At 71.6% G+C, this 19,162-nt stretch carries 14 protein-coding genes; 9 read left to right on the top strand and 5 right to left on the bottom strand.

Annotation, left to right across the window (positions count from 1 at the left end; translation table 11 throughout):
* Positions 1 to 74: 74 nt before the first annotated feature.
* The 6 genes from ACFVYS_RS12150 (at position 75) to ACFVYS_RS12125 (ending at position 7,013) form a co-directional block, all read left to right on the top strand.
* On the top strand, positions 75 to 1,409 hold the full coding sequence (locus tag ACFVYS_RS12150) for a DUF4190 domain-containing protein (RefSeq protein WP_389501257.1): 1,335 nt from the start codon (positions 75 to 77) through the stop codon (positions 1,407 to 1,409).
* Between the two features lie 147 nt (positions 1,410 to 1,556).
* Positions 1,557 to 2,309 carry a GntR family transcriptional regulator gene (locus ACFVYS_RS12145; protein ID WP_389501255.1) on the top strand — a complete coding sequence of 251 codons (753 nt, stop codon included), beginning with the start codon at positions 1,557 to 1,559 and terminating at the stop codon, positions 2,307 to 2,309.
* A gap of 460 nt (positions 2,310 to 2,769) precedes the next feature.
* Positions 2,770 to 3,003, top strand: a complete 234-nt coding sequence (locus ACFVYS_RS12140; protein WP_389501253.1) for an SPOR domain-containing protein — start codon at positions 2,770 to 2,772, stop codon at positions 3,001 to 3,003.
* A 30-nt stretch (positions 3,004 to 3,033) separates the two neighbouring features.
* Entirely contained in the window at positions 3,034 to 3,444 is a 411-nt protein-coding gene (locus ACFVYS_RS12135; RefSeq protein ID WP_389501251.1) for a (deoxy)nucleoside triphosphate pyrophosphohydrolase, read from the top strand.
* Positions 3,445 to 3,665: 221 nt separating this feature from the next.
* Complete coding sequence (locus tag ACFVYS_RS12130; RefSeq protein ID WP_389501249.1) at positions 3,666 to 4,094, top strand: ATP-binding protein; 429 nt, start codon at positions 3,666 to 3,668, stop codon at positions 4,092 to 4,094.
* Positions 4,095 to 4,364: 270 nt separating this feature from the next.
* The gene (locus tag ACFVYS_RS12125; RefSeq protein WP_389501247.1) at positions 4,365 to 7,013 is read left to right on the top strand and encodes a SpoIIE family protein phosphatase; all 2,649 of its coding nucleotides are present in this window, start codon (positions 4,365 to 4,367) and stop codon (positions 7,011 to 7,013) included.
* A gap of 111 nt (positions 7,014 to 7,124) precedes the next feature.
* Here the strand turns inward: ACFVYS_RS12125 and ACFVYS_RS12120 are convergent, their stop codons facing one another.
* Positions 7,125 to 8,810, bottom strand: coding sequence for a hypothetical protein (locus tag ACFVYS_RS12120; RefSeq protein ID WP_389501245.1), 1,686 nt, complete (start codon positions 8,808 to 8,810; stop codon positions 7,125 to 7,127).
* Between the two features lie 395 nt (positions 8,811 to 9,205).
* Between ACFVYS_RS12120 and ACFVYS_RS12115 the strand changes: the two genes are divergently transcribed.
* Complete coding sequence (locus tag ACFVYS_RS12115) at positions 9,206 to 10,378, top strand: hypothetical protein (protein ID WP_389501243.1); 1,173 nt, start codon at positions 9,206 to 9,208, stop codon at positions 10,376 to 10,378.
* 51 nt (positions 10,379 to 10,429) lie between these two features.
* Here the strand turns inward: ACFVYS_RS12115 and ACFVYS_RS12110 are convergent, their stop codons facing one another.
* From ACFVYS_RS12110 to ACFVYS_RS12095, 4 genes are read right to left on the bottom strand one after another with little or no spacing between them, the layout of a single operon-like run.
* Positions 10,430 to 11,200, bottom strand: a complete 771-nt coding sequence (locus tag ACFVYS_RS12110; RefSeq protein WP_389501241.1) for a succinate dehydrogenase/fumarate reductase iron-sulfur subunit — start codon at positions 11,198 to 11,200, stop codon at positions 10,430 to 10,432.
* On the bottom strand, positions 11,197 to 13,158 hold the full coding sequence (locus ACFVYS_RS12105) for a fumarate reductase/succinate dehydrogenase flavoprotein subunit (RefSeq protein ID WP_389501239.1): 1,962 nt from the start codon (positions 13,156 to 13,158) through the stop codon (positions 11,197 to 11,199). The genes ACFVYS_RS12110 and ACFVYS_RS12105 overlap by 4 nt, the downstream gene beginning before the upstream one ends.
* A gap of 17 nt (positions 13,159 to 13,175) precedes the next feature.
* Positions 13,176 to 14,009, bottom strand: coding sequence for a hypothetical protein (locus tag ACFVYS_RS12100; protein ID WP_389501237.1), 834 nt, complete (start codon positions 14,007 to 14,009; stop codon positions 13,176 to 13,178).
* A gap of 35 nt (positions 14,010 to 14,044) precedes the next feature.
* Positions 14,045 to 14,335: a hypothetical protein gene (locus ACFVYS_RS12095; RefSeq protein ID WP_389501235.1), complete on the bottom strand. Its 291-nt coding sequence runs from the start codon at positions 14,333 to 14,335 to the stop codon at positions 14,045 to 14,047.
* 331 nt (positions 14,336 to 14,666) lie between these two features.
* Between ACFVYS_RS12095 and ACFVYS_RS12090 the strand changes: the two genes are divergently transcribed.
* Positions 14,667 to 16,862 (top strand): ABC transporter family substrate-binding protein, encoded by a 2,196-nt coding sequence (locus tag ACFVYS_RS12090; RefSeq protein WP_389501233.1) that lies wholly within the window; start codon positions 14,667 to 14,669, stop codon positions 16,860 to 16,862.
* A 151-nt stretch (positions 16,863 to 17,013) separates the two neighbouring features.
* Positions 17,014 to 18,921, top strand: a complete 1,908-nt coding sequence (typA, locus tag ACFVYS_RS12085) for a translational GTPase TypA (protein ID WP_389501231.1) — start codon at positions 17,014 to 17,016, stop codon at positions 18,919 to 18,921.
* Positions 18,922 to 19,162 lie beyond the last annotated feature (241 nt).

Here is a 19,162-nt window from a genome sequence, read left to right as displayed (position 1 = left end):
CCTGGTCGTGCCGCGCTTACGATGCGCGCAGTCGTACAACTGCCTGAACCGTCTGAACCAGGAGCACGGTACTCGTGTCCATACCCCCGCCTCCCGGGCCGCACCAGCCCCAGGACCCGTACCAGCCTCCGCAGCCGCAGAGCCCGTACCCGCAGGACCCGTTCGCCCCGCCCCCGCAGGACCCTTACGCCCAGGGGCCGTACGGCCCGCAGGGACCGCAGGGTCCGATGGGTCCGGGTCCCATGGGTCCGGGTCCGATGGGGCCGTACCCGCAGGCCCCGTACCCGCAGGCCCCGTACGGCGCGGTGCCGTATCCCGTCTGGGGCCAGGGCTACAGCCCCTACGGCCAACCCTCGCCGGTCAACGGTGTGGCCATCGCCGCCCTCGTCCTCGGCCTGCTCTGCTTCCTGCCGGGCGTCGGGCTGCTCCTCGGGATCGTCGCCCTGGTGCAGATCAAGAAGCGCGGGGAGCGGGGCAAGCCGATGGCGATCGTGGGCACGGTCCTGTCCTCGATCGGACTCGCGGTGTGGGTGCTCGCGCTGTCCACGGGCGGCGCCTCCGACTTCTGGGACGGCTTCAAGGAGGGTGCGAGCGGCAACTCCAGCTTCGCGCTCGCCAAGGGCGACTGCTTCGACGTGCCGGGCGAGACCTTCGACGAGGACGTCTACGACGTCGACGAGGTGGACTGCTCCGGCGAGCACGACGCCGAGGTGTTCGCCACGGTCCCGCTGACCGGCGACAGCTTCCCGGGCGACGACCACGTCACGGACGTGGCCGACGACAAGTGCTACACGCTCCAGGACGCCTACGCGATGGACCCCTGGGCGCTGACCGACGAGGTCGACATCTACTACCTCACGCCCACCGCAGACAGCTGGAGCTGGGGCGACCGCGAGATCACCTGCGTCTTCGCCAACGTGGACGAGAAGGGCACCCTGACCGGCTCGCTGCGCGCCGACGCGTCCACGCTCGACGCCGACCAGTTCGCCTTCCTCAAGGCGATGGCCGCCGTCGACGACGCCCTCTTCGAGGAGCCGGAGGAGTACGCCGAGGAGGACCTCGCGAGCAACCGCACCTGGGCCGGTGACACCGGCGAGGTGACCGGCGATCAGGCGGACCAGCTGGGCAGCCACCTCTGGGAGCAGCCGGACCGGGAAGCGTCCCTGGCCACCCTGGTCAAGGACATGCAGGCCGCGAGCAAGGAGTGGGCCGCGGCGGCGAAGGCCACCGACGCTGACGACTTCTACGAGCACTACGACAAGGCCTACAAGTACGTCGACGGCGCCACCACCGTCACCGCCCGCAAGGCTCTGGGCCTCGCCACCACCGTGCCCAGCTACGACGAGGACTCCGACAGCGGGAGCGGCGGCACGGGCGGGGGCGACGGCGACAGCGGTCTGGATGTGTGATCGCGCCCGCAGCGGGGAGAAAGTGCCTGGGTGAAGGGTTACCCGGGCACGTGTCATCACATCGAGTGATTCTCTGGCCTTTGCTTGCACGGTACAACCCACGGTTGCCAGGCTGTAGCTGTCTGTACAACCTGATGGGAGTGGCCAGTGACATTCGGTGAGCAGCCGGCGTATCTGCGTGTCGCGGGTGATCTCCGCAAGAAGATCGCCGACGGGTCGCTGCCACCGCACACCCGGCTCCCTTCGCAGGCGAGAATCCGGGAGGAGTACGGGGTCTCCGACACCGTCGCCCTGGAGGCGCGCAAGGTGCTGATGGCCGAGGGGCTGGTCGAGGGCCGCTCCGGTTCGGGCACCTATGTGCGCGAGCGTCCCGTGCCGCGCCGGATCGCCCGCTCCGGCTACCGCCCGGTGAGCGGCGCCACGCCGTTCCGGCAGGAGCAGGCCGAGGCGCACATGCGGGGCACCTGGGAGTCCAGCAGCGAGCAGGCCGAGGCGGGTGTCTCCGTCGCCGAGCGGCTCGGCATCGCGTCCGGCGACCGCGTGATGTGTACCCGGTACGTCTTCCGGGAGGCCGGCGAGGCGATGATGCTCTCCACCTCCTGGGAGCCCCTCGCCGTCACCGGCCGTACCCCGGTCATGCTGCCCGAGGAGGGCCCGCTCGGCGGGATGGGCGTCGTCGAGCGGATGCGCGCCATCGACGTGATCGTCGACAACGTCACGGAGGAGGTCGGCGCCCGGCCCGGTCTCGCCGAGGAACTGCTCGCTCTCGGCGGCGTCCCGGGGCATGTCGTCCTGGTCGTCCAGCGCACGTACTACGCGTCGGGACGGCCCGTCGAGACGGCCGACGTGGTGATTCCGGCCGACCGTTACCGGGTCGCCTACCACCTGCCGGTGAAGTAGCCCGCCGGAGTGCGCCGGAAGCGTCCCCCGGCGCGGGGTGGGGTTGGCCCCGCGGCGGCGTGGGTGCAGCGGTGGGGGCGGGGGTGCCGTCCGGGGCGGTAGCGCATTCTCGCGGGCGGCGCACACCCTTCCGGCAGTTGCCCCCGGTATCCGCCCGCCGTGGGCCCGCCCGCGCGCCGTCGGAATCCGGTCGTTTCCGGTTGTTCCCGCAGGTCGCCCCGTTGGTGCCCGGAACCCCGCCGACCGGACGTGTCGCGGCGCGCGCACGGCGCGTTCGGCCTCGTGCGCCCCCTGCGTCTTGGCTGGTTGCGTACCTCTTTGTGCAAAGTCGTGTTCGGTGCGTAAAGGTAAGGCGTACGCTCGGGCATATGCGGATTGCGGTTTCCTCAGAGGGCGGGGCGCGAGGCGTGCCGCGGACGGGATCCGGGCGGGCCGGGAAGAGAAGGGGGCGTGGGGCTCGATGAACGACAGCACCATCTCCCTGCCCTGGCTCGTCATACGGCAGGACGACAACGGCAATCGCTACCGCGTGGGCAGGTACGCGACCCGGGCCGAGGCCCAGAAGATCGCGGACAGCCTCGACAGCCGCGGCCACAAGCAGCTCTACTGGGTCGAGCGCATCGGCCAGGGGCAGAGCCAGGGCCAGGCGCAGGCCCAGGCCCAGGCGCAGAACGGGGACGGCACCCTGAACTGACGTTCCGTGCGGTCCCGTAGGCTCCGGCCCATGACGGAACGGATCGTGGTGGTGGGGGCCGCTCTGCTCGACGCCGGCCGCCTGCTCGCCGCGCGCCGCAGCGCACCCCCGGAACTCGCCGGCCGCTGGGAACTGCCCGGCGGCAAGGTCGAGCAGGGAGAGGAGCCTGAGGCCGCCCTCGTGCGCGAGCTGCGCGAGGAACTCGGCGTCGAGGCCGAGACCGTCGAGCGCGTCCCCGGTGAGTGGCCGCTCAGGCCGCCCTACGTCCTCCAGGTGTGGACCGCCAGGCTGCGCCCCGGCTCCGCCGCTCCCGAACCCCTCCAGGACCATGACGCGCTGCGCTGGCTCACCCCGGCCGAGATCTGGGACGTCGACTGGCTGGACCAGGACGTGCCCGCGGTACGGGAAACCCTCCCGAACCTGGGCGCCGGAGCCCACTGAACGGGAAGCCCGCCGGACCGGGGCCCGCTGAACCGGAGACCTGCTGAACCGGAGACCCGCCGGACCGGGGGCGCGTCGGTGGGGGCGGGGCCGGTTCGGGGGCGCTTCGATCGGGGGGCGGGTCGCCGCGTACGCCGTTCGTGCCACCGTGCGCCTTGCTGTGCGGTACTGCCTACCGAATACCGGGTATGTGGCCATTAACCCCACGAAACCGGACATGGGTGTACTCGCTGGCCCGGGAAGTGATCGGCGTGATCGACACCGACGGAGAATGCGCCGAGTGGACGTTCCCCGCGGACCCCGGTGCCGTGCGCACCGCCCGTGGTGCCGTCCGCGGCCAGCTGCACGGCTGGGGCCTCGAAAGCCTGAGCGACATCGCGGCGCTGCTGGTCAGCGAGCTGGTGACCAACGCCCTGCGGCACGCGACCGGCCCCATCGGCCTCCGTCTGGTCCGCCCCGCCGGAATCGCGGACGTCCTGCTGGTCGAGGTCTCCGACCCGCTGCCGGACCCGCCCCGCGAGCGGGTCGCCCGCCCCGAGGACGAGAGCGGGCGCGGACTGCAGCTGGTGGCCTCCTCCTCACGCCGCTGGGGTACCCGGCCCGGGAACGCCGGCAAGACGGTCTGGTTCGAGCTTGCGGTGCCGGGTTGACGGGGCGTCTCGCGGGGATGAGCCGGTGTACAGCGGGGCGCGCGGTGTCGCCCGTTCGGTTCCGGTCTCCGAACGGTCCCGGAAGAGGTGGTTCGAGGGCGTGTCCGCTGGTTAGAAGACTGGAAGTGTTGTCACGGGACGGGCCAAAAAACGCCTGGACCGTGCTGTGATCGTGAACACCGTGTCGTGCGGACCCGTAGTGCTGGATACTGCGGGCAGCCGCCGCCGGTGACCGGTGCCGGACGCGGTGAGCTGGAGGGGACGGTTCGCGTGAGCGAGATACCAGCGAAGGCCACGGAGTCCGAGGACCCGTCGGGCGGCGCGAGGGCGAAGGCCGCGAGTGCGCTCGCCGCCGATGCCGCGCACGGCCTCGCCGACGGCGCGGGCGAGGCGGCGACGCCAGGTGACGCCATGTGGCAGAGCAGTCCGCCCGGTTCGATCTACGACTACATCAAGGTCGCCTCGTTCTCGATCGGCCCCGACGGCCTCGTCGACCAGTGGAGCCTGCGCGCCGAGCAGATCTTCGGCATCCCCGCCGACCGGGCCGTCGGTATGGACCCCATCGACGCGTTCATCGACCCCGACCTGCGCGAACGCGGCCAGCGCAAGATGGCCGAGATCCTCGACGGGCGGGAGTGGACCGGCGTGGTGCCGTTCCGGATGCCGGACCCGGTGCCCGGCGGCGGCCGTGGCGAGAAGGGCCTCGCCGAGGTCTACGTCATGCCGACGCGCAGTCTGGACGGCGAGAAGGCCGCCGTGTGCATCGTCGTCGACGTCCGCACGCTCCGCAGCATCGAGACCGACCTCGCCGCCTCGCAGGCCATTTTCGGCCAATCCCCGTTCGGCTTCCTGCTGATCGACCCCGACCTGCGGGTCCGCCGCGCCAACCACCGGTTCGCCTCGATCTTCGGCGGCACCCCCGACGACCACCGCGGCAAGGGCGTCCACGACTACCTGCCCCGGCCCGAGGCCGACCGGGTCAGCGCGACCCTGCGCAGGGTCCTCGAGACCGGCGACTCCATCACCGACATGCACGTCACCGGATACGTGCCGGGCTCCGACGAGCGCCGGCACTGGTCGATCAACCTCTACCGCGTGCACAGCGGCACCGGCAGGCCCATCGGCATCGCCTGGCTCGGCACCGACATCACCGCCCGCCGCGCCGCCGCCCGCGAGGCCGCCGCGGCCCGGCGCAATCTCGCCCTGCTGAACGAGGCGGGCGCCCGCATAGGGAACTCCCTCGACCTGGAGACGACCGCGCGCGAACTCCTCGACGTCGTCGTGCCCGGCTTCTGCGATCTCGCCACCGTGGACCTCTACCAGGGCCTCCTGGCCGGCGACGAGACCCCGCCCGGCCTCGCCGACGGCAGCGCCGAACTGCGCCGGGTCGCCTTCTCCTCCGCCGTCTCCGACGCCCCCTTCCCCGGTGCCGGCGCGCCCGTCGCGGTCGGCGCGGTCCATCACTTCCCGTTCAACTCGCCCTGCGCGGACGCCCTGCGCACCGCTCGTCCGCAGGCCATCCCCGGCGAGGAGGGCGGCCTCGTGCAGTCCACCCTCGCCGTCCCGATGGTCGCCCACGACACCGTCGTCGGCCTGGCGCAGTTCTCCCGGACGAAGGGCAGCGAGCCGTTCGGCGACCGGGACCGCGATCTGGCCGTGGAGCTGGCGGCGCGGGCGGCGGTCTGTATCGACAACGCGCGCCTGTACCGGCGGGAGCACGAACGGGCGCTGATACTGCAACGGTCGCTGCTGCCGCCCGGGGACCCGGTGGCCTCGGGCCTGGACATCGCCTGCCGCTACCTCCCCGGCAACGTCTCCATGGGCCGCCCCAGCGAGGTCGGCGGCGACTGGTTCGACGTCATCGAACTGCCCGGCCACCGCACGGCGCTGGTGGTGGGCGACGTGATGGGCCGCGGTCTGCGGGCGGCGGTCGCGATGGGCGAACTGCGCACGGCCGTCCGGACACTGGCGCTGCTGGACCTGGAACCGGCCGAGGTCCTCTCCGCGCTGGACGAGATCGCGCGCGGCCTCGGCACCCCCGGAGGCGTCCAGCAGGCCACCCGGGCCGCCCGCCGCCCGCGCGAGGCAGACCTGTCCGAGGTGTACCTCGCGACCTGCGTGTACGCGGTCTACGACTCGGTGACCCGGCGCTGCACGTTCGCCAACGCGGGCCATCTGCCCCCGGTGCTCGTCGAACCCGGTGAGCCGGCCCTGATGCTCGACGTGCCGCCCGGCCTCCCGCTCGGCGTCGGCGGCGAGCCCTTCGAGGAGGTGGAGGTCGATCTCCCCGAAGGCGCCCTGCTGGCGCTCTACACGGACGGGCTGGTCGAGTCGCGCGACCATCCGCTGGACGAGGGACTCAACGCGTTCGTCGGAGCCCTCACCGACCCCTCCAGCCCGCTGGAGGACGTCTGCGACCACGTCCTCAACACCCTCGACTCGCATCACGGCGAGGACGACATCGCGCTGCTGATGGCACGCGTGCAGGGCCTGCCCGTCGACTCGGTCGGCGACTGGACCCTGCCGCGCGAGCCGCGCAGCGTGGGCAGGGCCCGGGAACACGCCCGCGGCCAGCTGCTGTCCTGGGATCTCGAACCCCTCGTCGACACGACGGAACTGCTGGTCAGTGAGCTGGTCACCAACGCCCTGCGGTACGGCGAGGGCGAGATCCGGCTCCGCCTGCTCCTCGACCGCACGCTGGTGTGCGAGGTCTGGGACGCGGGCCTCGTCCAGCCGCGCCGCCGCCGCGCCCGGGACACCGACGAGGGCGGCCGGGGTCTCCAGCTGGTGGGCCTGCTGTCGGCGGCCTGGGGCTCGCGCCGCACTCCGCGCGGCAAGACGGTGTGGTTCGAACTTCCGCTGCCGGACGGCGAGACGAGCCTGACGGATCCGGCGGAGGCGTTGCTCAGCCTGTTCTGAACCGGTTCAGGGCTGCTTCAGGGCCGGTTTCAGGGTCGGCTCGGACCTGCTCCGGGCCGGCTTCGGACCTGCGCCGGGCCTTTCCGGCGAGCCGTTGCCCGTCAACCGCGGTCACGCGGGGCCGCGCCGTGCCTCCGCGGGCCGTGCCGGGCCGGCGAAGTCCGCGGGCGTCCCGTCCTCGGGATCCTCGGCAAGGACGATCCCGCCGAGCACGGCCCCGCCGGTGCCGGCCGTCTCCTCGGTGCCGACGGCACCCACGTACGGGTTCCCGTGCGCGCGTACGTCGCGCTCGGCCAGCTCCCGGGCCTCCAGGGCGAGGAGGTCGGCGGCCGGACGGTCCGCCGGGTCGCCCGTGGCGAGGAGCCGTTCCGCCTCCGCCAGCCGGGTGCGCGCGGTGGCGCCGACCGCGCCCCGGTGTGTCGCGACGAAGTCGGCCGCGGCGGCGGTGGCGGTACGGGCGGTGATCAGCGCGGCGGCCGGCAGCACCCCGGCCCGGCCGGAGGTGACCGGCGCGGTCGCCCGCACGATCCGACGCAGCACCCCGACCGGGTCCCCCGGCTGACCGCCGGTCAGCTCCTGCCGCACGGAGCCGAGCACGGCGTCGACGTGCAGCAGCCGGACCTCGAACCCGCCGGGGGTCGTCCCGGCGCCGGCGAGCGGCACGCTCGGGCCGGGGCGGGCCTCGGCAGGGGGTGAGGTCGCCGTCGCCGGTCCGGCCGCCGGCGGCTGTCGCGTCGACGGGTCCGCCTGACGTCTGGCCCAGGCCAGCTCCGCCTCCGCGCCCGTGAGCGCGGCCGGCACGGTCTGCTCGGCCGAACGCAGCTCCGCGGCCATCCGGTCGACGCCGTTGACGAAGACGGCCGCCTGGGCGACCGCGCCCTCGGCGGTGCGCAACTGCCGGGCCGCCCGCTCCGGTCGCCCCGCATCGGCGGACTGGCGGGCCTGGTTCAGCCGGACGGTGGCGAACAGAAGGCGGTCCTTGGCCTGTTCGACACTCCCGGTGACGGAGGCGGTGGCCGTGGGCGCATACCGGTCCCGGAGCCCGGCGAGCACCGCTTCCGCGGCTCCCGCACGCCCCGCCAGTTCCCGGAACCGGCCCTCGGCGACCTCCAACGCCTCGCCCAGCCCCTGTTCCAGCCCCCGTAGCCGCCCGAACTCCGCGGCCACGGAGTCCAGCCGCCGTCCGGCCTCCGCGCACCGTCCGACGATCCCGGCGAGCGCGTGCTCGCGGGCCGCCTCCTCCGCCGGCACGCCCTCGTCGTACCGCTGCCGCATCCGGAACGCGGCGGCGAGCTCGGTCTCCGCCTCGCGGACGGCCCGGCGGAAGGTCTCCAGGTCCTCCGCCGTGCACAGCGCCCCGGCGAAGCCGAGCTCGGTGCGTGCCGCCCGGACCCGGTTGTCGGCCTCGACCAGCGCCGCGCAGGCCTGCTCGTCGAGGGCGGCGAGGGGCGGCGACGACCTCGGCGGCGGTGGGCTGCCGACCCCGCCGGGAGTCGTCCGGACGCGGGTACGCCGGACGCGTCGTATGTACCCGTATCCGGCGATCGCCCCGGCCGCGCCGACCGCCACGAGCGGCAGCACCAGATCGACGGTGGACCTCTCGTCGTCCTCGGCCGCGGCGGCGCTCGCGCCGGGCGCCGGGTTCTTGATCGCAACCGGAGCGTCGCCACCCGACGTCATCCCTGGCAACACCAGCCACACGACCCCGACCGCACCGCCCAGCACGGCATGCGCCACCCGCACGGATATGTGCGACTTGGCACGCCGCTGCCGGCCCCGGTGCAAGGAAGAGGTCACATTTGGGAGCGTATGGCCGCGATTACGGCCACGCGACCGGGATGCACCCGACACGGGGGCGGTGGGGCGGAACGACACGCGAGGGGGAATCCGCGATGGAACGGCCACCGGGTCGGACGAAGACGGAAACGGACGAGGGCGGGGTGCCGGAGTCAGAACCTCGGACGGGGACGGACGTGAACGGGGTGCCGGAGGCCGAGTCGCAGTCGGGGGCGGGCGTGAACGGGGAGTCAGAGGCCGAACGGCAGTCGGAAGCGGCCGTGAGCGGGGTGCCGGAGGCGGAGTCGCAGTCGGAAACGGACACGAACGGGGTGCCGGAGTCAGAACCTCGGCCGGAGACGGGCGTGACCGGGGTGCCGGAGGCCGGACCGCAGACAGAGAAGGACACGCGGGGGGTGCCGGAGGCAGAGCCGCGGCCGGGGGCGGTCGAGGCGCCGGGCGGGCCCGACGCGGCGGACGACGAAAGGGGCGCGGGGGGTGCCGGAGGTACGGGTGACGCCGGTGGTGCCGACGGGAACGGGACCGGCGACGGTCCCGGAGCCGAGACGGCCCCTCGGCGCGGGCGTCGCGGACGGCTGGTGCGTCGCACCGTCCTCGCCCTGGTCCTGCTCCTCCTCGTCCCGGTCCTCGCCGCCGAGACGGCCCTCCGGGTGAACTACCTCGGCGACCCGGCCGACGGCACGTACACCCGCGGCCAGGACGCCATCTGGCTGGGCCACGCCTGGGTCGACGGCCGCAAGACCGACGCCGACGTCAAGGCGCTGGCCGACCGGCTCGGGAAGACCGGCATCCGCGACCTGTACGTCCACGCCGGCCCCCTGGAGCACAACGGCACCCTCCCCGCGTCGGCGTACGCGGGCGCGCCCCGGTTCATAGCCGCCGTCCACCGAGAAGCACCGGAGCTCCGCGTCCAGGCCTGGCTGGGCGACGTCCTCGCCAGCGAGAGCCCGAACGGCATGCGGCTGGAGCGGGCCGAGACCCGCGCCGCCGTCGTGCGGTCCACCCGCGAGATCCTCGCCGCCGGCTTCCAGGGCGCCCACTTCGACCTCGAACCGCTGCACTCCGACGACGGCGACTACCTCGGCCTCCTGGACGACCTGCGCGCCGTCACCAGGGCCCGTAACGCCCAACTCTCCGTCGCCGCGCACCAGATCGACCCGGTCCCCGGCTTCCACTCCTTCTGGGGCACGACCACCGGTCACCCCAAGTGGTGGTCGCAGAAGTTCTTCGGCCAGGTCGCCCGCCGCGTCGACCAGATCGCCGTGATGTCGTACGACACCATGCAGCCGCTGCAGAGCACGTACGGCGGCTACGTCGCCCAGCAGACCTCGCTCGCCCTGGAGGTCACGCCGGCCTCCACCGACCTCCTGATGGGCCTGCCCTTCTACCACGAGAACCGGTTCGGCCACTGGAATCACGCAGAGACCGTCGCCGCCGCCGTCCGGGGCGTCCGGCTGGGGCTGTCCCGTACCGACGCCGACCGCGAGAACTTCGGCGTCGCGGCCTACGTGGACTTCGCGGCCACCGAGCAGGACTGGACGTCGTACGAGAAGGGCTGGGTCCGGTAGTCCGGCAGAGCCGGTAGACCGGTAGATCCGGAGGCCGGTAGATCCCGACGCCTACGACGAGCGCCTCCTGATCTTCGAGCCCAGCCATACCAGCGGGTCGTACTTGCGGTCGACCGCGCGTTCCTTCAGGGGGATCAGCGCGTTGTCCGTGATCTTGATGCCCTCGGGGCAGACCTCCGTGCAGCACTTGGTGATGTTGCAGTAGCCGAGGCCGTGTTCGTCCTGGGCCGTGCGCCCGCGGTCCAGGCCGCTCTGCTCGGCCGCGTCCAGCGGGTGCATGTCCAGTTCGGCGACCCGCATGAGGAAGCGCGGGCCCGCGAAGGCCGTCTTGTTCTCCTCGTGGTCACGGACGACATGGCAGGTGTCCTGGCACAGGAAGCACTCGATGCACTTGCGGAACTCCTGCGAACGGTCCACGTCCTCCTGGAACATGCGGTACTCACCCGGGCCGACCCCCTCGGGCGGCACGAACGCCGGAATCTCTCTCGCCTTGCGGTAGTTGAAGCCGACGTCGGTGACGAGATCGCGGATCACCGGGAAGGCGCGCAGCGGCGTGACGGTGATGGTCTCCTCGCGGTCGAACACCGACATGCGGGTCATGCACAGCAGCCGGGGCCGCCCGTTGATCTCCGCGGAGCACGAACCGCACTTGCCCGCCTTGCAGTTCCAGCGGACGGCGAGATCGGGCGCCTGGGTGGACTGGAGGCGGTGGATGATGTCCAGGACCACCTCGCCGTCGTTGACCTCGACCTCGAAGTCCTTCAGGCCGCCGCCCTCGATGTCGCCCCGCCACACCCGGAAGCGGGCCTCGTAGCTGCTCACTCGTACAGCTCCTCTTCGGTGAGGTACTTGACCAGCTCCTCTTTCTCGAAGAGGGCGAGCAGGTCGGGGCGGATGGGTTCGGTGGTCTCGCGGGTGAGGGCGATCCGGCCGCGGACGGGGTCCGTCGCCGCCGGGCCGTCGACGGGTTCGACGGGGGCGCACAGCAGGTTGACGTTGCGCCACGCGCGGTCCATCGTCGGGTGGTCCTCGCGGGTGTGCCCGCCGCGCGACTCGGTGCGTTCCAGCGCCGCCCGGGCCACGCACTCGCTGACCAGCAGCATGTTCCGCAGGTCGAGCGCCAGGTGCCAGCCGGGGTTGAACTGCCGGTGTCCCTCGACCCCGGCCCGCCACGCCCGTACCCGCAGCTCGGCCAGTTTCTCCAGGGCGTGTTCCATCTCGCCCTCGCGGCGGATGATGCCGACCAGGTCGTTCATGGTCTGCTGGAGTTCCTGGTGGAGGGTGTACGGGTTCTCCGGCGCGTGGTCCGCCCGGTCCCCGGGGCCCTCCGCGGAGAACGGCCGCAGCGCCTCCGCGGCGGCCGCGTCGACCTGCTCGTCGTCCACCGCCGGGCGTTCCGCACCGACCTCGGCGGTGTACCGCGCCGCGTGCAGTCCCGCCCGGCGGCCGAACACCAGCAGGTCGGAGAGGGAGTTGCCGCCGAGCCGGTTGGAGCCGTGCATCCCGCCGGCCACCTCGCCGGCCGCGAACAGCCCGGGCACCCCGCGGGCGGCCGCCGTGTCGGAGTCGACCGCGACGCCGCCCATCACGTAGTGACAGGTCGGTCCGACCTCCATGGCCTCCGCCGTGATGTCGACGTCGGCGAGCTCCTTGAACTGGTGGTACATGGAGGGCAGCCGGCGCCTGATGACCTCGGCGGGCATCCGCGTCGACACGTCCAGGAAGACCCCGCCGTGCGGGGAGCCGCGGCCCGCCTTGACCTCCGAGTTGATCGCGCGGGCCACCTCGTCACGCGGGAGCAGCTCCGGCGGACGCCGGTTGTGCTCCGGGTCCTCGTACCAGCGGTCGCCCTCCTCCTCCGACTCGGCGTACTTCTCCTTGAAGACGTCCGGGACGTAGTCGAACATGAACCGCTTGCCGTCGGAGTTCCTGAGCACCCCGCCGTCGCCGCGCACCGACTCGGTGACGAGGATGCCCTTCACCGACGGCGGCCAGACCATGCCCGTCGGGTGGAACTGGACGAACTCCATGTTGAGCAGCGGCGCACCGGCGAGCAGGGCCAGCGCGTGGCCGTCGCCCGTGTACTCCCACGAGTTCGACGTCACCTTGAAGGACTTGCCGATACCGCCCGTCGCGATCACCACGGCGGGTGCCTGGAGGACGAAGAACCGGCCGGTCTCGCGTTCGTAGGCGAAGACCCCGCTCACCCGGGAGCCCGCGGCGGAGCCGCTGTCGGGCACGGTCTTGAGGACCCGGGTGACCGTGCACTCCTGGAAGATCTTCAGCCGGGACTCGTAGTCGCCGGTCTCGCGGTGGTCCTCCTGCTGGAGCGAGACGATCTTCTGCTGGAGCGTGCGGATCAGTTCCAGGCCCGTACGGTCGCCGACGTGCGCGAGGCGCGGGTACTCGTGGCCGCCGAAGTTGCGCTGGGAGATCCGGCCGTCCTTGGTGCGGTCGAAGAGGGCGCCCCAGGTCTCCAGCTCCCACACCCGGTCCGGGGCCTCCTGGGCGTGCAGCTCGGCCATCCGCCACTGGTTGAGGAACTTGCCGCCGCGCAGGGTGTCGCGGAAGTGGACCTGCCAGTTGTCGTGCTCGTTGGCGTTGGCCATCGCCGCCGCGATGCCGCCCTCGGCCATCACCGTGTGCGCCTTGCCGAACAGCGACTTGCAGATGACGGCGGTGCGGGCGCCGCGTTCGCGCGCCTCGATGGCGGCACGCAGTCCGGCGCCTCCCGCGCCGACCACGACGACGTCCCACTCCTGGCGGTCGACCACGGACATCAGCAGGCCCCACTCATCTAGAAAAACCTCGGATCGTCGAAGACACCGGACGCGACGAGATACACGTAGAAGTCGGCGAGCGACACGCTCACCAGCGACACCCACGCCAGCAGCATGTGATGGGCGTTCAGCTTCCCCACGAACCGCCAGGCCCGGTAGCGCACGGGGTGTCTGGAGAAGTGCTTCAGCTGGCCGCCGACGATGTGCCGGCAGGAGTGGCAGGAGATCGTGTACGCCCAGATCAGCGTGATGTTGACCAGGAAGACCAGGGTGCCGAGGCCCATGTGACCCCACGCGTAGTGCTCGTCGCGGAAGGCGAGCACGGTGTCGTAGGTCAGGATCCCGGCGACGACGATCGCCGCGTAGAAGAAGTACCGGTGGATGTTCTGGAGGATCAGCGGGAAGCGGGTCTCGCCGGTGTACTTCTTGTGGGGCTCCGCCACCGCGCAGGCGGGCGGGGACGCCCAGAAGCCGCGGTAGTACGCCTTGCGGTAGTAGTAGCAGGTCAGGCGGAAGCCGAGCGGGAAGATCAGGATGAGGATCGCGGGGGAGAGGCTCCACCAGCTGCCGAACAGGTCCCAGTTGGGGCCGGACCGCATGGTCTCGCAGTTCTCGGCCAGACACGGGGAGAAGAACGGCGAGACGTACGGCGCCGCGTAGTAGTCCGCGTTCGCGAAGGCCCGCCAGGTCGAGTAGACGACGAACGCCAGCAGGCCGGCGGCGGTGGCCGCGGGGGCCAGCCACCAGCGGTCGGTCCGCAGATGGGGAGCGGCGATCGCGGCGCGTCCGGCGCCGCGTACGCCGCTCGGGGGACGGTGGTCGGTGGGTGATGGTTCCGTACCAGTGGCCAACTCGGGACTCCGGTCGGGTCAGGGGGCGTGCCGGGTCAGGGGGCGTGCCGGCCCCGGGTGCCGAGTCCCTCGTCGTCCGTGTCGATCCACAGGGAGTCGTCGTACGGGGTGTCGGGGATGGTGACGAGCTCGGGCCTGCGCGACGAGCCGGGCTGGGAGACGGCCTCGCGCAGCAGCGCGACGCTCTCCCTCAGATGGGCGGCGTCGGCACGGACCCGGCGCATTTCCAGGCCGGTGCTGCCGAGCTGTTGCTCCAGGCGGCCGACGGCCCGGGAGAGGTCGTCGAGACAGCGCTGGGCGGTTGTCAGATCGTCGTGCACGGACATGAGCAGTCCTCGCTTCCGTGTGGGCTGGGCCCTGGACGGCAACGTTCATGCGCCTGCGAGTGTTGCGCGTCACACCGGTCGATGTGAAGGCGTGTGCAGCGATTGGCGGGTGCGTTGCTCCGCACGAGTGGCCTTGGCAGGCCGTGCCGCCGTGTCGCCCACGGCAGGCGAACCCTTTCCTCTTCAGTGAGCCGTAGATCTGATCAACTCCAAAATACCGCCAAACGTGATCAAAACGCACCCGCGTCGACGTATGCGCGTCCCTGGATGTCGCGGCGTCGGGGTGTCGGGTCGGGTCACCGGCGGCAGCGGCTCACCGGAGGTACCAGAGATGTCCCACGACGGCGTCGGCCCGCGCGCGGTGATGCGCTCGGTCGCCTTCCTCACCGCGGGCGCGCTCGCGGTGCCCCTGCTGTCCGGCTGCGGGTCCGCGGACGAGGCAGGCAAGCCCCTGGCCCGCCAGGACATCGCCCCGGCCGGCCGTGCCCAGATCGCCGAGGGCGGCACACTGCGGTGGGCCGTGGACACGGTTCCGGAGACCTTCAACACCTTCCAGTCGGACGCCGACGCGACGACCACGCGGGTCGCCCAGGCCGTCCTGCCCTCGATGTACCGGCTCGACGCGACGGGGCGTCCGCAGCGCGACTCCGACTACCTGGAGTCCGCGAAGGTCGTCGACACCGAGCCCAAGCAGGTCGTGCTGTACAAGCTGAACCAGCAGGCCGTCTGGAGCGACGGCCGGGAGATCGGCGCCGCCGACTTCGCCGCACAGTGGCGGGCCCTGGCGGGCAAGGACAGCGCCTACTGGACCGCCCGCAACGCCGGCTACGAGCGCATCGAGAAGATCGAGCGCGGGGCCAACGACCTGGAGGTCCGGGTCACCTTCAAGCGGACCTACGCCGACTGGCGGTCGCTGTTCTCCCCGCTGTACCCCAAGGACGTCATGGGCACGCCCGACGCGTTCAACGACGGGGCGCGCCGCAAGCTGAAGGTGACCGCCGGGCCGTTCGTGGTGAAGAAGGTCGACCGCAAGAAGAAGCAGGTGCAGCTCACCCGCAACGTCCGCTGGTGGGGCCGGCCGGCCAAGCTCACCGAGATCGTGCTGACGGCCGTCCCGAGGGACGAGCGGGCGTCCGCGCTGGCCGCCGGGAAGATCGATCTGGCCGAGATCGACCCGGCCGCCGCGCAGCGGGTCGACGGCGCCGCGAACGGCGCGGCCGGACCGCTGGCCGGTCCCGGCTCCGGGCGCACGGCCGCGAAGGCGCTGCGTTCCTGGGCGCTGGCCCACGGTTCGGACGAGGACACGGCCGAGGACGAGGTCGAGGCCCGTGCCGAGCTGCGCAAGGCGGTCGCGAAGTGGGAGGAGCAGCAGAAGGCGCTGCGCGACTTCGAGGTGCGCAGATCGCTGGAGCCGGCGTACACCCAGCTGGCGCTGAACGGCGCGGACGGGCTGCTGGCGGACGAGCGGGTGCGGCGGGCCGTCGCCCGGGCGCTGGACCGCAAGGAACTGGCCAAGGTGGTGCTCAAGCCGCTCGGTCTGCCCGCGGAGCCGGTCGGCAGCCATCTGGCCCTGGCCGGGCAGGACGCGTACGCGGACAACAGCGGGGCACTGGGCGGCCAGGACACCGCCGAGGCGCAGGCGCTGCTCGCGGACGCCGGATGGGTGCCCGGCGGCCCGGTCAAGAAGCAGGACAAGGCCGAGAAGGCGGCCGGGTCGGAGGGGAAGAAAGCGGGCGGCAAGGAGAGCGACTCCGACGACGACTCCGCGGACGGCGACGGCACGTACGTCGTCGGTGGGGACGACAAGGGACGGAACGCGCGCCGGAGCGACGGCGGCGGCCGGCCGCTCGCCCAGGACGGCAAGCAGTTCAAGCAGGTGCGCGGCGGCGCCCCCGGCGCCTACGCCCCGAAGGGGACCGCGGCGCCGGCCGCCGCCCCGGCCAAGGCGCTGGCCAAGGACGGCAAGGCGCTCAGCCTGCGGTTCGTGCTGCCGTCCGGACCGGGGTCGGAGCCGCTGGCGGCGGTCGCCGCGCGGATCACGAGGATGCTGGCGAAGGTCGGCATCGGCACGGACATCACCAAGGTCTCGGACGAGAGCTACTTCAAGGACCACATCGCCTCCGGCCAGTACGACCTCGCCCTGTACTCCTGGCCCGGGTCCGCCTTCCCCGCCACCGACGCCCGGCCGATCTACGTCAAGCCGGTTCCGGCCGCCGACGGCTCGCTGAGCGTGGAGCAGAACTACACCCGGGTCGGCACCGATCAGGTCGATCAATTGTTCGAACAGGCGGTCTCGACCCTGGACGAGGGAGAAAAGCGATCCCTGATCCGCAAGGCCGACTCCCGCATCTGGGCGGCTGCCGGATCGATTCCTCTCTATCAGCGCCCACAGCTCACCGCGGTACGGAAGAGCGTGGTCAACGCGGGTGCCTTCGGCTTCCAGACCCCCGTCTACGAGGACATGGGCTTCCTGAAGAAGGGCGCGAAGAAGGGGGCGAAGGCCTCCGCCAGCCCCTCCGGGAAGTGAGCGCGAAGTGAGCCGAGTGGCCCTGCGGGGGCCGTCCCCCGCCGGGCCACGTACCATGGGGTGAGGCCGTGGCGTGTCAAGCCCGGCAGGGCCCGCGTAACACAGACGTACGCAGCAGGGTCGCCCTCACACTCCGGGAGAACGCCGCTTTATGGCCACGCGCCACGACATTCGCAACGTAGCCATCGTCGCCCACGTCGACCACGGCAAGACGACTCTGGTCGACGCCATGCTCAAGCAGGCCGGTGCCTTCGCCGCGCACGCCGCCGAGTCGCTCGACGACCGCATGATGGACTCGAACGACCTGGAGCGTGAGAAGGGCATCACGATCCTCGCCAAGAACACGGCGGTGAAGTACCACCCCAAGGACGGGGGGGACGTCATCACCATCAACATCATCGACACCCCCGGTCACGCCGACTTCGGCGGCGAGGTGGAGCGCGGCCTGTCGATGGTCGACGCCGTCGTGCTGCTGGTGGACGCCTCCGAGGGTCCGCTGCCGCAGACCCGCTTCGTGCTGCGCAAGGCGCTCCAGCAGCGTCTGCCCGTCATCCTGTGCATCAACAAGACCGACCGGGCGGACTCCAGGATCGACGAGGTCGTCAACGAGACGTACGACCTCTTCCTGGACCTGGACGCCGACGAGGACCAGATCGAGTTCCCGATCGTCTACGCGTGTGCGCGTGACGGTGTCGCCTCGCTGACCAAGCCGGAGGACGGCACGGTTCCGCAGGACAGCGACAGCCTGGAGCCGTTCTTCTCCACGATCCTGTCCCACGTCCCGGCTCCGGAGTACGACGAGACGGCTCCGCTCCAGGCGCACGTCACCAACCTGGACGCCGACAACTTCCTCGGCCGTATCGCGCTGCTGCGCGTCGAGCAGGGCGAGCTGCGCAAGGGCCAGACCGTCACGTGGATCAAGCGCGACGGCACGATGTCCAACGTGCGCATCACCGAGCTGCTGATGACCGAGGCGCTCACCCGCAAGCCGGCCGAGATGGCGGGCCCCGGTGACATCTGTGCCGTGGCCGGTATCCCGGACATCATGATCGGTGAGACCCTTGCCGACCCCGAGAACCCGATCGCGCTTCCGCTGATCACGGTCGACGAGCCGGCGATCTCCATGACCATCGGCACCAACACCTCGCCGCTGGTCGGCCGCGGCGGCACCGGCAAGGGTGCCTCGGCCAAGGCCGCGGTCAAGGACCGCAAGGTCACCGCCCGTCAGGTCAAGGACCGTCTGGACCGCGAGCTGGTCGGTAACGTCTCGCTCCGCGTCCTGGACACCGAGCGTCCCGACGCCTGGGAGGTGCAGGGCCGCGGCGAGCTGGCGCTGGCCATCCTGGTCGAGCAGATGCGCCGTGAGGGCTTCGAGCTGACCATCGGCAAGCCTCAGGTGGTCACCCAGGAGATCGACGGCAAGGTCCACGAGCCGGTCGAGCGCATGACGATCGACGTCCCCGAGGAGCACATGGGCGCGGTCACGCAGCTCATGGGCGTCCGCAAGGGCCGGATGGACAACATGTCCAACCACGGTTCGGGCTGGGTCCGCCTGGAGTTCGTCGTCCCCTCCCGCGGTCTCATCGGCTTCCGGACCGAGTTCCTGACCGGCACGCGCGGCACGGGTATCGCCCACTCCATCCACGAGGGCCACGAGCCGTGGTTCGGCCCGCTGACGACCCGTAACAACGGTTCGCTGGTGGCCGACCGCGCGGGCGCCGTCACCGCGTTCGCGATGACGAACCTCCAGGAGCGCGGCGTGCTGTTCACCGAGCCCGGCACCGAGGTGTACGAGGGCATGATCGTCGGCGAGAACTCTCGCGCCGACGACATGGACGTGAACATCACCAAGGAGAAGAAGCTCACCAACATGCGCTCCGCCGCGGCCGACTCGTTCGAGGCGATCGTGCCGCCGCGCAAGCTGTCGCTCGAGCAGTCGCTGGAGTTCTGCCGTGACGACGAGTGCGTCGAGGTGACCCCGGAGGCGGTTCGCATCCGCAAGGTCGTGCTCGACCAGCGCGACCGCGCCCGTACCGCGAGCCGCGCCAAGCACGGCTGATCCGCGGGTAGTTCACCGCCGCAGCACACTCGGAAGCCCGGGTGTCCCCATCGTGGGGACACCCGGGCTTTCTGCAACCCGTTTTTCGGGGCTCCCGCGGTGAGCGTTGTCCGAAATGCGGAGATCCTCGCCCGATACCCATGTAACAAGTCCGTTTCGCGCCCTTCTCGCGCCAGAGACTTTGTCCGGATTTTGGAAGATCTAGGCGTCAGCTGTGACTGAATTGAGATTTAAAGACGGT

The organism is Streptomyces sp. NPDC058295 (assembly GCF_042880655.1).
Taxonomy (GTDB): domain Bacteria; phylum Actinomycetota; class Actinomycetes; order Streptomycetales; family Streptomycetaceae; genus Streptomyces; species Streptomyces coriariae.
Note: the sequence above shows the minus strand (reverse complement) of the source record. Positions and strands in the feature narration are given on the sequence as shown.